12 protein-coding genes and 1 pseudogene are annotated in these 13,147 nt (G+C 71.7%); 4 read left to right on the top strand and 9 right to left on the bottom strand.

Going from position 1 to position 13,147, the window contains the following annotated elements; all coding sequences use genetic code 11:
- Positions 1-255 precede the first annotated feature (255 nt).
- A complete protein-coding gene (locus ACZ42X_RS07130) occupies positions 256-1,299 on the bottom strand; it encodes a 3-isopropylmalate dehydrogenase (protein WP_361418569.1) in 1,044 nt (347 codons plus the stop codon).
- A gap of 148 nt (positions 1,300-1,447) precedes the next feature.
- On the opposite strand from ACZ42X_RS07130, the gene ACZ42X_RS07125 reads away from it, so the two are divergent.
- Positions 1,448-3,028: a purple acid phosphatase family protein gene (locus ACZ42X_RS07125; protein WP_468285142.1), complete on the top strand. Its 1,581-nt coding sequence runs from the start codon at positions 1,448-1,450 to the stop codon at positions 3,026-3,028.
- 23 nt (positions 3,029-3,051) lie between these two features.
- Here the strand turns inward: ACZ42X_RS07125 and ACZ42X_RS07120 are convergent, their stop codons facing one another.
- Both ACZ42X_RS07120 and ACZ42X_RS07115 read right to left on the bottom strand, forming a co-directional pair.
- On the bottom strand, positions 3,052-3,186 hold the full coding sequence (locus tag ACZ42X_RS07120; protein WP_468285139.1) for a hypothetical protein: 135 nt from the start codon (positions 3,184-3,186) through the stop codon (positions 3,052-3,054).
- Between the two features lie 286 nt (positions 3,187-3,472).
- Positions 3,473-4,048, bottom strand: a complete 576-nt coding sequence (locus ACZ42X_RS07115; RefSeq protein WP_468285136.1) for a GNAT family N-acetyltransferase — start codon at positions 4,046-4,048, stop codon at positions 3,473-3,475.
- A gap of 123 nt (positions 4,049-4,171) precedes the next feature.
- On the opposite strand from ACZ42X_RS07115, the gene ACZ42X_RS07110 reads away from it, so the two are divergent.
- Complete coding sequence (locus tag ACZ42X_RS07110; protein ID WP_468285133.1) at positions 4,172-4,876, top strand: nitroreductase family protein; 705 nt, start codon at positions 4,172-4,174, stop codon at positions 4,874-4,876.
- An 8-nt stretch (positions 4,877-4,884) separates the two neighbouring features.
- On the opposite strand, the gene ACZ42X_RS07105 is transcribed toward ACZ42X_RS07110, so the two are convergent.
- Positions 4,885-5,244 (bottom strand): hypothetical protein, encoded by a 360-nt coding sequence (locus ACZ42X_RS07105; RefSeq protein WP_468285130.1) that lies wholly within the window; start codon positions 5,242-5,244, stop codon positions 4,885-4,887.
- A 179-nt stretch (positions 5,245-5,423) separates the two neighbouring features.
- Between ACZ42X_RS07105 and ACZ42X_RS07100 the strand changes: the two are divergent.
- Positions 5,424-5,603 (top strand): annotated as a pseudogene (locus ACZ42X_RS07100) (hypothetical protein); the annotation flags it as partial.
- Positions 5,604-5,627: 24 nt separating this feature from the next.
- On the opposite strand, the gene ACZ42X_RS07095 reads toward ACZ42X_RS07100, so the two are convergent.
- The 3 genes from ACZ42X_RS07095 to ACZ42X_RS07085 form a co-directional block, all read right to left on the bottom strand.
- Positions 5,628-6,677 (bottom strand): S1 family peptidase, encoded by a 1,050-nt coding sequence (locus ACZ42X_RS07095; protein WP_468285128.1) that lies wholly within the window; start codon positions 6,675-6,677, stop codon positions 5,628-5,630.
- A gap of 168 nt (positions 6,678-6,845) precedes the next feature.
- A complete protein-coding gene (gene pruA / locus ACZ42X_RS07090; protein WP_468285125.1) occupies positions 6,846-8,477 on the bottom strand; it encodes an L-glutamate gamma-semialdehyde dehydrogenase in 1,632 nt (543 codons plus the stop codon).
- A gap of 25 nt (positions 8,478-8,502) precedes the next feature.
- Positions 8,503-9,429 (bottom strand): proline dehydrogenase family protein, encoded by a 927-nt coding sequence (locus ACZ42X_RS07085; protein ID WP_468285122.1) that lies wholly within the window; start codon positions 9,427-9,429, stop codon positions 8,503-8,505.
- Between the two features lie 184 nt (positions 9,430-9,613).
- On the opposite strand from ACZ42X_RS07085, the gene ACZ42X_RS07080 reads away from it, so the two are divergent.
- Positions 9,614-10,837 carry a PucR family transcriptional regulator gene (locus tag ACZ42X_RS07080; RefSeq protein ID WP_468285119.1) on the top strand — a complete coding sequence of 408 codons (1,224 nt, stop codon included), beginning with the start codon at positions 9,614-9,616 and terminating at the stop codon, positions 10,835-10,837.
- A gap of 10 nt (positions 10,838-10,847) precedes the next feature.
- Here the strand turns inward: ACZ42X_RS07080 and ACZ42X_RS07075 are convergent, their stop codons facing one another.
- Together ACZ42X_RS07075 and serA are read right to left on the bottom strand one after the other, a co-directional pair.
- Positions 10,848-11,048 (bottom strand): EF-hand domain-containing protein, encoded by a 201-nt coding sequence (locus ACZ42X_RS07075; protein ID WP_468285116.1) that lies wholly within the window; start codon positions 11,046-11,048, stop codon positions 10,848-10,850.
- Positions 11,049-11,191: 143 nt separating this feature from the next.
- A complete protein-coding gene (serA, locus tag ACZ42X_RS07070; protein WP_468285112.1) occupies positions 11,192-12,793 on the bottom strand; it encodes a phosphoglycerate dehydrogenase in 1,602 nt (533 codons plus the stop codon).
- Positions 12,794-13,147: the final 354 nt, after the last annotated feature.

The raw sequence follows: 13,147 nt of genomic DNA, 5'->3' as shown, positions 1-13,147 counted from the left end.
TGCTGTGTCCTTCACCGGTTGGTTGTGACGGACCGCGCTCACGCCGCTACGACTTGCTAGGACGTCCGAGCTTTCCCGCATGCCGCGGCCCCGCGTTCGATTATCGCCCGGGTGGCCCCGTGAACGAAACGCGTGGGTGGGGAGCGGTTGAGTGCGGTCCAGGGGTTGATGGTGGCACCCGGGGCCGCACAGGAGAAGCCGCCGGGTGCGGAATGCGACCCGGCGGCTGTGTCTGGGGTTTCTCCAGTCGGCGGGTCAGCTCGCTACGCGTACCGCGAGCGCGTCGCCGATCTCGTCCGTCGTACGCGGCGTCGAGCCGTCCCGGGCGGCCAGGTCCGCGGCCACGGCGTCCTCGATGCGGACGGCCTCGGCCTCGTACCCGAGGTGGCGCAGGAGCAGCGCGACGGAGAGGATCGTCGCGGTGGGGTCGGCCTTGCCCTGGCCCGCGATGTCGGGCGCGGAGCCGTGGACGGGCTCGAACATCGACGGGAACGCGCCCGTCGGGTTGATGTTGCCGGAGGCCGCCAGGCCGATGCCGCCGGTCACGGCGGCGGCGAGGTCGGTGAGGATGTCGCCGAAGAGGTTGTCGGTGACGATGACGTCGAAGCGCTCCGGCTGCGTGACGAAGAAGATCGTCGCGGCGTCGACGTGCAGGTAGTCCGTGGTGACGTCCGGGTACTCCGCGCCGACCTTGTCGAAGATCTTCTTCCACATGTGGCCGGCGTAGACGAGCACGTTGTTCTTGTGGACCAGCGTCAGCTTCTTGCGCGGGCGGGCGTTGGCCCGCTCGTACGCGTCGCGGACGACGCGCTCGACGCCGTACGCCGTGTTGAGGCTGACCTCGGTGGCGACCTCGTGCTCCGTACCCGTGCGGAGCGAGCCGCCGTTGCCCGTGTACGGGCCCTCGGTGCCCTCGCGGACGACGACGAAGTCGATGTCGGGGCGGCCGGCCAGCGGGGTCGCGGTGTTCGGGAAGAGCTTCGACGGACGCAGGTTCACGTAGTGGTCGAAGGCGAAGCGCAGCTTCAGCAGCAGCCCGCGCTCCAGGACGCCGGACGGCACGGACGGGTCGCCGATCGCGCCGAGCAGGATCGCGTCGTGGTTCTTGAGCGCGTCCAGCTCCGCGTCGGGGAGGGTCTCCCCGGTGCGGTGCCAGCGCTGGGCGCCGAGGTCGTACTCCTTGGTCTCCAGCTTCACATCCTGCGGGAGGACGGAGCGAAGGACCTTGAGGCCCTGGGCCACGACCTCCTGGCCGATGCCGTCACCGGGGATCACTGCGAGATTGATGCTGCGAGACATGACGGCACCCTACTCCCGGGTCCAGTGCCCGGACATGCGGAGTCCATGATGTGGACGTCGCGCGTCCGGGTGACCGCACCCGTGTTCGTCGGATTTCGTTCATCCGGAGTCTGGCGGCGCGTCGGAAGTTACTGGCAAGTTGCCTGCCATGACTGAAGACACCCCACGCTTCGGCATCCCCGAGTCCCTCGCCCGCCGCATGTCCATGCCCGAGCAGCACGCGTACCTGCGGGCGAAGCTCTCCCGTCGGCGGGTGCTCGCGGGCACGGCGGCCGGCGCGGCGGGGGCGGGTCTCCTCACGGCCCCCTCCGCCGCCGCTTCGTCCCCGTCCTCCCCCACCCTCGTCACGGCGCCCGCGACCGCGGGTGTCGACGGCTCGCTCGTGGCCCCCTTCGGGCGCCACCTCGCGTTCGGCGCCGACCCCCGCACGCAGATGCGGATCTCCTGGCAGGTGCCGCTCGCGGTGACCCGGCCGTACGTACGAATCGGGCTCACGCCCTGGGAGCTGAGCCGGAAGATCGAGGCCGAGGTGCGGCCGCTGCACACGCCGTCGCTGTCGCGCAGGCTCCCGGCGGTCGACCAGTACTACCTGCACGCCGGCCTGGACGGGCTGCAGCCGGGGACGACGTACTACTACGGCGTCGGGCACGACGGTTTCGACCCGGCCGCCCCCGCCCGGCTGGGCACGATCGGCTCGTTCCGTACGGCCCCGGCGACACCGCCCGAGCGGTTCGTCTTCACGGCCTTCGGCGACCAGGGGGTGAGCTACCACGCCCTGGCGAACGACCAGCTGATCCTGGGGCAGGGCCCGGCGTTCCACCTCCACGCGGGCGACATCTGCTACGCGGACGACAGCGGGCACGGCAAGGACTCCGACACGTACGACGCGCGCGTGTGGGACCAGTTCCTGGCGCAGACGGAGAGCGTGGCGGCGAGCGTGCCGTGGATGGTGACGACCGGCAACCACGACATGGAGGCGTGGTACTCGCCCCACGGCTACGGCGGCCAGTCGGCCCGCTTCTCCCTGCCGGACAACGGCCCGGACCCGGCGCGGGCGCCCGGTGTCTACTCGTTCGTCTACGGCAACGTCGGCGTCGTCGCGCTGGACGCCAACGACGTGTCGTACGAGATCCCGGCCAACCTGGGCTACACGGACGGCGCCCAGACGGCCTGGCTCGACCGGCGGCTCGGCGCGCTGCGGCGCGACCCCGCGGTGGACTTCGTCGTGGTCTTCTTCCACCACTGCGCGTACTCGACGTCGACGCACGCCTCGGACGGCGGGGTGCGCGACGCGTGGGTGCCGCTGTTCGCCAAGCACCAGGTGGACCTGGTGATCAACGGCCACAACCACGTCTACGAGCGCACCGACGCGATCAGGGGCGGCGAGGTGGGGCGCCCGGTGCCGATCGGCGCCACCACCGATCCGGTGCGGGACGGGATCGTGTACGTGACGGCGGGCGGCGCCGGCAGGGAGCTGTACGGCTTCGGGCCGGGCGTGCGGGACGGCTACGAGGGGCGCGTGCACGACCACGACCACATCGTGACGTTCCACTGGACCAAGGCGCGGCTGCCGGACCCGGACGTCGTGGAGTGGTCACGCGTGCGGTACACCGGCTTCTCGTTCCTCGCGGTGGAGGCCGTGAGCGGTGCTTCGCCGGTGCTGAAGGTGTCGGCGCTCGCGGAGAGCGGGCGGCGGATCGACCACTTCGAGGTGCGGCGTTCCGGCTGATACGCCGAGCGGGGCCGGGGCGGTCAGTGCCCGGTGGCGCCGCCGTTGTCCCTGCGGTCGAGGGCCCGCTGGAGGGCGGCGGCGGCGTTCTTGCGCTCGGCGTCGGTGGGGCGGGCGGTGGTGTGGCGGACGCGGCGGCGGAGGGCTTGAGTGGCCATGGTGGTCGACTCCTTGAGATCAGCTGGTCAACTGGGGGATCAGCGAGATGATCGAAGGCGCCGGAAGGGGCGGGGAGCGCTGCCGCAGGGGTGGCCTGCCGGGGCACGGGCGCTCGCGGACCGCCATTCGCTGGATGGAGCGAGACGTTCGGCTCCTACAACGCTACGCGCGGGCCACGCTTCTGTCTCCACAATTACTCGGACTTCCTACTATCTGAGACGCGGCCGCCCCGCGGGGTGGCTCGCGAGGCCCCCGCGGGGTCGCTCGGAGGCGTTGCGCGCGGTGTTACAGCACGTCGCCGTCGCGCCAGTCGAACATCAGCGCGCCCTTCTCCGCCGCGGGAAGCGGCCGCCCCGCCGACGGGACCAGGTAGGTCGAGTCCTCCTCGTGCGGCAGGTGCACCACGCCGCGCGGCCCGTACGCCTCGATCCGGCCGTTCCACAGCTGCCAGCCCCGCGCCCGGTACAGCTCGGCACCCTCGTCGGACGCCGACAGCGCCCCGAACGCGTAGGCGCCGTCGATGACCTCCTCCAGGGCGGCCATCACCCGGCTGCCGAGGCCCTGCCGGCGCCGGTCGGCCCGTACGGCGACGCCCTCGACGTACCCGACGCGGTGCGCGCGCCCCGCGTGCACCACCCGCCGCATGATCACGCTGCCGTGCGCGACGACGCCGTGCTCGTCCTCGACGTACGCGTGGACGCCGCCGAGCCCGTGGTCCCAGTCCTCGTCGCCGAAGTCCCCGTCGAAGGCGGTCTCCAGCATCGCGCGGATGGCGTCCAGCACGGCAGGGGCGAGCGCGTAGGTGTGCGCGGTGCGCAGGAGGTCGGTGGTCCGAGGTTCGGTGCGCGGTGCGTCGGTCATACGGCCCACTGTGGCAGGCCCGGCACGCCCCGGGGTGAGGATCCGGTCAGGTGTGCGGAGCGGTGGCGGCGTACTCCTGCCACGGCCTTCCCGTGGGCCGCACCGCGCCGCACACTCGGCCTCATGTCACCCACATCCGAACGACGGTGGACGCCCACCCACGGCGCCGCCTACCGCCCCGTCCCGTACCGCCCCGAGCGGATGTCCGCCGCCGAGTCCCTGGCCCGCGCGGCGGAGCTGCGCGCGCGCATGGACCAGCGGCGCACGGTACGGCAGTTCGCGCCCGATCCGGTCCCGGAGCAGGTGGTGCGCGACGCCATCGCGTGCGCGTCGACCGCTCCGTCCGGCGCGCACCAGCAGCCGTGGACGTTCGTCCTCGTCAAGGACCCGGACATCCGCCGGCGCATCCGTGAGGCCGCCGAGCGGGAGGAGCGGGTCTCCTACGACGGCCGGCTCGGCGAGGAGTGGCTGGCGGCGCTGCGCCCGTTGGGCACGGACGCCGTGAAACCGCACCTCACGGACGCCCCGGTGCTGATCGTGGTCTTCCAGCAGCGCTACTGGCTGGGCGCGGACGGCACCAAGCACAAGCACTACTACGTGGACGAGTCGGTGGGCATCGCCGTCGGCATGCTGCTGTCGGCCCTGCACCTGTCGGGCCTGGCGGCCCTGGTGCACACGCCGAGCCCGATGCGCTTCCTGTCCGAGGTGCTGGGCCGCCCCGAGAACGAGAAGGCGTTCGCGGTCATCCCGGTGGGTTACCCGGCGGACGACTGCGAGGTGCCCGATCTCGTACGGAAGTCCCTGGACCAGGTGCTGGTCGACGTGTGACCCCGGGCTTACAGGCGGCCGCCCGTGAGACGCGACAGCGGTCCGCGTTGCCGCAGGCCCGCGCGGCGGCCGAGCACGTAGGACCCGGCCACGGCGGTGGCGACGCCCGCGCCCGCCCCGGCCACTGCGGCCTTGCGGGCCTTCACCACCGTCCACACGACGCCCGCCGTGCCGGCGGCCCGCTCGGCGGCCGTCGACGCGGCGGACACGGCGGTCCGCTGGACGGTCCGTGCCGTGGCGAGCGCCTTGTCGGCGGTCACCCCGCCGATGCCCCGCGCCGATTCGGTGGCGTTCTGGGCGGCGTTCTGGGCGGCCTTCTTCGGGGCCGCGGTGGATTCCTGCTTCTGGTTCGTCTTCGTCTGCGCCATGGGGCGCGTGTAACCGGTTGACGGGCTCCAAAACTGACCGCCCTTCATCTGGCCGATTTCCTAACCGCTCAATGCGCGTTGACGGGTTGAGCGCTGGCGTGATTCCCTCGCCTCTAACCACCCACGCGCTCATGGGTGGGTTAGACATGCCCGTGCACCACCGCACCCTCACCATCCGCGGCCACGAGATCTTCGTGCCGGCCGGGGCGGAGGCGTTCCGGCGGGGCTCGCCGGACGCGGAGGTGCACCTCCTGCCGACCGGCCACTTCGCGCTGGAGACCCACGCGGCGGACATCGCCGCCCTGATGGACGACTTCCTCGCCCGCCGCGTGGTCGCCCGAGGCGCGGCAGCCGCCTGACGCGCCTGCGTCACGCGGGAGGCATCAGTAGACGGTGACGCCGTACGCGCTCAGCGCCTCGCGCACCGGCTGGTGGATGGCCGAGCCGTTCGTGCCCGTGCAGCCCGAACTGCCGGAGTGGATGCCGAGCGCGACCGAGCCGGCGAAGTGGGCGCCGCCGCTGTCGCCGCCGGCCGAGCAGGCGGTGGTGCGGACCATGCCGTAGACCGGGCCGTCGCTGTAGTTGACGGTGACGTTCACGGCGGTGACCGTCCCGCTCGTCACCTTGGTCGTGGAGCCGCTCTTCTTGATGGCCTGGCCCACGACCGCGTCCGCCGCGGAGGCGATGTCCTGGAAGGAGCCGTTGTAGAGGTTGACGCTGCCGGGCGTGTTGGCCGTGTTGGTGTAGCGCACGAGGCCGTAGTCGTTGGTGGGGAAGCTGGTGCCTTCCCTTACGCCGATCTGCGCGCCGCCGGAGGTCGCCGACCAGCTGGAGGCGGCGTTGGTGCAGTGCCCGGCCGTCAGGAAGTACTTGGTGGTCCCCTTCTGGACGTTGAAGGCGGCCGAGCACCGGTAGCCGCCGCCGTGGATGGCGTCGCCGCCCGCGACCTCGCGCGTGAAGACGCCCGGGACGCGGCTGATCCGTACCGCGCCGTCGAGCGAGGCGGCGACCGCCCGCAGCCGGGCCATGGCCCGGGGCGAGACGGAGGAATCGGCCTCGACGGTGATCTGGTTGGTGCGCGGGTCCAGGCCCCATGAGGTGCCGGGGATCTTGGCCCGGGCCTCCAGGGCGGCCATGGCGGCGTCGAGTTCGGCGGCGCCGCGCTCCACCAGCCGCGGCACGGCCCCGGCGGCGCGGGCCCGCTCGGCGGCGGCTTCGGAGGTGACGGTGGCGATCAGCCGGCCGTCCTCGACGTACGTACCGGCGCTGTCGGCGCCGAGCCGGCGCTCGACGGCGGAGTCGACGGCGTGGACGTCGACGGCCTGGACGTCGACGGGGGCCGCGGCTCCGGCGGGGGTGGTGCCGAAGCCGAGCGAGCCTAAGACGAGTGCGGCGGACAGGGCGATGCGCGCACGGGTGGTGCGTCGTCTCATCCCGGGTCTCCTTCGTCGTGAATGACGGGTGGGGTACTCGGGAATTTGACATGTGCATCACATGAGCACAAGAGTGCGCGCGCACCCGCGCAGCGAGCCGCCCCCGTCCGGCGTGGGGGCCGGGACGGGGGCGGCGTTTCAGGGCCCTGGCGAGGGGCGGGGCGGACCTCAGCCCATGTGCGGGTACGTGTAGTCCGTCGGCGGGACCAGCGTCTCCTTGATGGCGCGGGTCAGCGTCCAGCGCATCAGGTTCTGCGGGGCGCCCGCCTTGTCGTTCGTACCGGAGGCGCGGCCGCCGCCGAAGGGCTGCTGGCCGACGACGGCGCCGGTCGACTTGTCGTTGATGTAGAAGTTGCCCGCGGCGTACCGCAGCTTCTCCATCGTGTACGCGGCCGCCGCACGGTCGTTGGCGATGACCGAGCCGGTCAGCGCGTACGCCGACACCGACTCCATCTGCTCCAGCATCGCGTCGTACTGGTCGTCCTCGTACACGTACACCGCGAGGATCGGGCCGAAGTACTCGGTCGTGAAGACCTCGTTCTCGGGGTCGGTGCACGCGATGACGGTCGGGCGGACGAAGTAGCCGACCGAGTCGTCGTACGTGCCGCCCGCGACGATCGTGCAGGACGGGTCGGCCTTGGCGCGGTCGATGGCCGCCTTGTTCTTGGCGAAGGCCCGCTCGTCGATGACGGCGCCGATGAAGTTCGTCAGGTCGGTGACGTCACCCATCTTGATGCCGTCGACCTCGGTGGCGAACTCCTCCTTGAAGCCGGAGTTCCAGATCGAGGCCGGGATGTACGCGCGCGAGGTCGCCGAGCACTTCTGGCCCTGGAACTCGAAGGCGCCGCGGGTCAGCGCGGTCTTCAGGATCGCGCGGTCGGCGCTCGGGTGCGCGACGACGAAGTCCTTGCCGCCCGTCTCGCCGACGATGCGCGGGTAGGAGCGGTACTTCTCGATGTTGTTGCCGACCGTCTTCCACAGGTGCTGGAAGGTCTTGGTCGAACCGGTGAAGTGGATGCCGGCGAGCATCGGGTGGTGCAGGGCCACCTCGGAGACGGCGATGCCGTCGCCCGTCACCAGGTTGATGACGCCCTTGGGCAGCCCGGCCTCCTCCAGCAGCTCCATGAGCAGCACGGCGGCGTGGGTCTGCGTCGGGGAGGGCTTCCAGACGACCACGTTGCCCATGAGCGCCGGGGCGGTGGGGAGGTTGCCCGCGATGGCCGTGAAGTTGAACGGCGTGATCGCGTAGACGAAGCCCTCCAGCGGGCGGTGGTCGAGGCGGTTCCACACACCCGGGGAGTTGGCCGGCGGCTGCTCGGCGAGCAGGTCGCGGGCGTACTTGACGTTGAAGCGCCAGAAGTCGACGAGCTCGCACGGCGTGTCGATCTCGGCCTGCTGGGCGGTCTTGGACTGACCCAGCATGGTCGAGGCGGCCAGGGTCTCGCGCCACGGGCCGGCCAGCAGCTCGGCGGCGCGCAGGATGATCGCCGCGCGGTCGTCGAAGGACATCGCGCGCCACGCCGGGGCGGCGGCGAGGGCCGCGTCGATCGCGTCCTGGGCGTCCGCCTGCGTGGCGCCCGCGAAGGTGCCGAGGACCTTGGCGTGGGCGTGCGGCTGCACGACGTTCACGCGCTCACCGCCGCCCATCCGCTTGACGCCGCCGATGGTCATCGGCAGGTCGATGGGGTTCTCGGCGAGCTCCTTGAGCTTGGCCTCCAGGCGGGTGCGCTCGGCCGAGCCGGGGGCGTAGGTGTGGACCGGCTCGTTGACCGGAGCGGGGACCTGGGTCACAGCGTCCATGAGTTCCGAATCTCCTTCTGATTCTTCAGTTCTTGGTGATCATCGAGCGGACGAAGAACAGCAGGTTGGCCGGCTTCTCCGCGAGGCGGCGCATGAAGTACCCGTACCAGTCGGTTCCGTACGCGGTGTAGACGCGCATCCGGTGCCCTTCGGCGGCGAGCCGCACGTGCTCGTCGCTGCGGATCCCGTACAGCATCTGGAACTCGTACTCGTCCAGTTTGCGCCCGGCGCGGCGCGCGAGCTCCTGGCCGACGGCGATGAGCCGCGGGTCGTGGGACCCGATCATCGGGTAGCCGTCGCCCTCCATCAGGATCTTCAGGATCCGGACGTACGCCTTGTCGATCTCGTGCTTGTCCTGGTACGCGACCGAGGCGGGCTCCTTGTAGGCGCCCTTCACGATCCGTACGCGGCTGCCGTTCGCGGCGAGGCGGCGGGCGTCCTCCTCGGTGCGGAAGAGGTACGCCTGGATGACGCAGCCCGTCTGCGGGAAGTCCTTCCGCAGCTCCTCGTGGATGGCGAACATCGAGTCGAGGGTGGTGTGGTCCTCCGCGTCGAGGGTGACCGTGGTGCCGATGGAGGCGGCGGCCTCGACGACGCGGCGGACGTTGGCGAGCGCCAGCTCGTGCCCGCCCTCCAGGGACTGGCCGAACATCGACAGCTTCACCGACATCTCGGCCTTCTCGCCCAGCCCGAGCTCCTCCAGGTGCTCGATCAGCTCCATGTAGGCGTCGCGGGCGGCGTGCGCCTGGTCGTGCGTGGTGATGTCCTCGCCGACCACGTCCAGGGTGACCTCCAGGCCCTTGTCCGCCATCTCACGGACGATCGGGACGACCTGGTCGACCCTCTCCCCCGCGATGAAGCGGGCGACGACCTGCTTGGTGCCCGGGGCGGCAGAGACGAAGCGGCGCATCTTGTCACTGCGCGACGCGGCAAGGATCACGGGACCCAGCACGGGGCACCTCCACGGAACACGGAGAGAAGGAGGCCATTCCGGTACAGATCCGGAACAGCACGGAGAACCACCGTGAAACCTAAGGATCGCGCGCACGCGCTGCCATCGACAGCTGTCACGCATCCGTGCCCCACCTCTCATACATCTGTCTGAAGCCGGGAGGGGAGAGTGACAGAATGCCCGGGTGAAGGCGGATTACCAGGACCTGGTCGACGAGATCTCCGCGCTGCTGGGCGCCCCCGCGACGCTGGAGAACCGGGATTTCGGGCTCATCGCCTTCGGCGCGCACGACAGCGACGACGACGCCGCGATGGACCCGGTGCGGACGCGGTCGATCCTGACCCGGAAGTCGACGCCCGCGGTGCGCGCCTGGTTCGAGGGCTTCGGCATCACCCGGGCGACCGGCCCCGTCCGTATCCCCGCCGCCCCCGACGCGGGCGTCTACCGGGGCCGGATCTGCCTGCCGGTACGCCATCGGGGTGTCGTCCTCGGGTACGTCTGGCTCCTCGACGCCGACCCGGGGCCTTCGCCCGAACGGCTGACGGCGGCCATGGAGGTGGCCTCCCGGATCGGCGCGCTGCTCGCGGACGAGGAGCGCGCGGGCGCCGACCTCTCGCGCGAGCTGCGCGCGGTGCTCACGGCCGAGCGGGGCTGGCAGTACGACATGGCGCTGGCGGCGCTGCGCACGGCCCTGGGCCCGGACGCGGAGGGCCTGCACGCCCTGGTGTGCGTGGCCCCGTGGCCTGTCGCGGACACCCCGTCGGTACGCGTCGCACCGGGCGCGGCGGCCCTGTGCACGCTGCCGTGGCCGGGCCGGGAGGCCCCGCAGCCGCCGGCCACCGGCCCCCGCTGCCTCGCCGCCCTGATCCGGCTCCGCTCCGCCGACTCCCCGGCCCCCGCGCTCACCGCGGCCACCCGCCTCCGGGACGCGGCCGGCGGCACGCCGGCTCCGGCGGCCGCCACGCCCACGGCCGCGTGGGCGACCCGCGGCGCGACCGCCGCCGTCGCGGGGGTGGCCGACCCGCGGCGCGGGCTGGGCGACCTCGCGGAGGCGTGGCGGGAGGCGGCGTCCGCCGCCCGCGCCGCCATGGCCCAGCCCCGGCTCGGGCCGCTGGCCCCATGGGCGTCGATCGGGCCGTACCGGCTCCTCACGGCCCTCCCGGCGGACGCGCCCCACGACCCGGCGGTCCGCGCCCTGCTCACCCCCGCGCACACGGAACTGGCCCGCACGGCCGAGGTGTTCCTCGACTGCGCGGGCCAGGCGGGCCGCACGGCGGCGGCCTTGGGCATCCACCGGCAGACGCTCTACTACCGCCTCTCCCGCGTGGAGCAGCTGACCGGCCTCGACCTCGACGACGGCGAGGACCGGCTCCTGCTCCACATGGCGCTCAAGGCGCACCGGCTCTGAGCACGTGCCCCTAGCGGACGAACTTCGCGTACTCCTCGAAGTCGATACGGCGGTCGCCGTCCTCGTCCGCCATGCGGATGATCGTGGCGAGGTGCTCCTCGCTGACGCGGCCGTCGCCGTCGAGGGCCTCCCGCAGCTCCTCAGCGGTGATGAAGCCGTCCCCGTCCGTGTCGATCTGGTCGAACTGCTGCCGCTTGTCGGTGTTGCTCATGCCAAGGCCTTTCGCTGAGGTGCGTCTGGGTCGGACGTGCACCTGAAGCACGTCCACCCGCTCAACGATCACCGGCGCGAACAGCAACGCACCCGGCCCGTGGAGCTTTCCGCGGGCCGGGTGCGTGTACGTGACGGGGCCGGTCAGGCCAGGTTCACCGAGCGGGCCGACGTGGCGCCGATCTCCTCCGCGACCTCGTTCAGGACCTGCTGCGGCACCGTGTCGTCGACGGTGAGGACCGCGAGGGCCTCGCCGCCCTCGGCCGCGCGGGCGACCTGCATGCCGGCGATGTTGAGCCCGGCCTCACCGAGGATGCGGCCCACGGTGCCGACGACACCGGGACGGTCCTCGTACCGCAGGACGACCATGTGGTCGGCGAGCGCGAGGTCCACGTCGTAGTCCCCGACGGCGACGATCTTCTGCAGGTGCTTCGGGCCGGCCAGGGTGCCGGAGACCGCGACCTCCTCGCCGTCCGAGAGCGTGCCGCGCACGGTGACCACGTTGCGGTGGTCGGGCGACTCGGAGCTGGTGGTGAGGCGGACCTCGACACCGCGCTCCTGCGCGAACAGCGGGGCGTTGACGTAACTGACGGTCTCGTCGACGACGTCCTCGAAGACGCCCTTGAGCGCGGAGAGCTCCAGCACCTTGACGTCGTGCTGGGTGATCTCGCCGTAGACCTCGACGTCCAGCCGTACGGCGACCTCGCCCGCGAGGGCGGTGAAGATCCGGCCGAGGTGCTCGGCGAGCGGCAGGCCCGGCTTGACGTCCTCGGCGATGACACCGCCCTGGACGTTGACCGCGTCCGGCACCAGCTCACCGGCGAGCGCGAGCCGCACCGAGCGGGCGACCGCGATACCGGCCTTCTCCTGCGCCTCGTCCGTCGACGCGCCGAGGTGCGGGGTGCACACGACCTGGTCGAGCTCGAACAGCGGGGAGTCGGTGCACGGCTCCTTCGCGTACACGTCGAGGCCCGCGCCCGCGACGCGGCCCTCCTTGAGCGCCGCGTACAGCGCCGCCTCGTCGACGATCCCGCCGCGCGCGGCGTTGACGATGCGGACGGTCGGCTTGACCTTGTGCAGCGCCTCGTCGCCGATGAGGCCGAGCGTCTCGGGGGTCTTCGGCAGGTGGACGGTGATGAAGTCGGAGACCTCCAGCAGCTCGTCCAGGGAGAGCAGCTTGACGCCCATCTGCGCGGCGCGCGCGGGCTGGACGTAGGGGTCGTACGCGACGATCTTCATGCCGAAGGCCGACATGCGCTGGGCGACCAGGACGCCGATGCGGCCGAGGCCGACGACGCCGAGGGTCTTCTCGCTGAGCTCGACGCCGGTGTACTTGCTGCGCTTCCACTCGCCGTTCTTGAGGGCGGTGTTGGCCTGCGGGATGTTCCGCGCGGTGGCGATGAGCAGGCCGCACGCGAGCTCGGCGGCGGTGACGATGTTGGAGGTCGGCGCGTTGACGACCATGACGCCGGCCTTGGTGGCGGCGGAGACGTCGACGTTGTCGAGGCCGACGCCGGCGCGGGCGATGACCTTCAGCCGCTTGGCGGCGGCGATGGCCTCGGAGTCGACCTTGGTCGCGGAGCGCACCAGGATCGCGTCCACGTCCGCGAGGGCGGGGAGCAGTTCGGCCCGGTCGGCGCCGTTGCAGTGCCGGATGTCGAAGTCCGGTCCCAGCGCGTCGACAGTGGCGGGCGACAGCTCTTCAGCGATGAGTACAACCGGCTTTTTCGTGGGGTGCGAGCTCACGTGAGTCCTCACAAGTCCAGTGCGGAGGCCGTCCCGACGGCCGCAGGCGGTGGAGGGGGCATGCCGCGTGGAAGACGCACGACGCTGTGGGCCTGACGCGTTGTTGTTCAGAAGTGTAGTGCGGATGAGGGGTTTCTTTTCCGCCACTGCGGAAGGATCACCCATCCGTGGTTGGCCTCGGTGTCCAACCCTGACGGACACCGGCTGACACCGGCCGACACGAAGGCGGCGGGTCCGGAGCTCCCCTCCGGACCCGCCGCCAAAGGGATTCCCCCCCCTCCTTTTCGCCCCACCTCCCTGGGCTTTTCCACTCCCTTCCTGTTGTCTCCCACAAATGGTGTCAAGCCCCGGGTT

The sequence above is a fragment of the Streptomyces sp. NPDC030862 genome (assembly GCF_055571835.1).
The sequence above is the reverse complement of the archived record's forward strand: the minus strand, read 5'-3'. Positions and strand labels throughout refer to the sequence as shown.

Excerpts from the sequence above, each read along its gene's own strand:
- ACZ42X_RS07130 (WP_361418569.1), bottom strand. The coding sequence starts at position 1,299 with ATGTCTCGCAGCATCAATCTCGCAGTGATCCCCGGTGACGGCATCGGC.
- ACZ42X_RS07125 (WP_468285142.1), top strand. The coding sequence starts at position 1,448 with ATGACTGAAGACACCCCACGCTTCGGCATCCCCGAGTCCCTCGCCCGC.
- ACZ42X_RS07120 (WP_468285139.1), bottom strand. The coding sequence starts at position 3,186 with ATGGCCACTCAAGCCCTCCGCCGCCGCGTCCGCCACACCACCGCCCGC.
- ACZ42X_RS07115 (WP_468285136.1), bottom strand. The coding sequence starts at position 4,048 with ATGACCGACGCACCGCGCACCGAACCTCGGACCACCGACCTCCTGCGC.
- ACZ42X_RS07110 (WP_468285133.1), top strand. The coding sequence starts at position 4,172 with ATGTCACCCACATCCGAACGACGGTGGACGCCCACCCACGGCGCCGCC.
- ACZ42X_RS07105 (WP_468285130.1), bottom strand. The coding sequence starts at position 5,244 with ATGGCGCAGACGAAGACGAACCAGAAGCAGGAATCCACCGCGGCCCCG.
- ACZ42X_RS07095 (WP_468285128.1), bottom strand. The coding sequence starts at position 6,677 with ATGAGACGACGCACCACCCGTGCGCGCATCGCCCTGTCCGCCGCACTC.
- pruA (WP_468285125.1), bottom strand. The coding sequence starts at position 8,477 with ATGGACGCTGTGACCCAGGTCCCCGCTCCGGTCAACGAGCCGGTCCAC.
- ACZ42X_RS07075 (WP_468285116.1), bottom strand. The coding sequence starts at position 11,048 with ATGAGCAACACCGACAAGCGGCAGCAGTTCGACCAGATCGACACGGAC.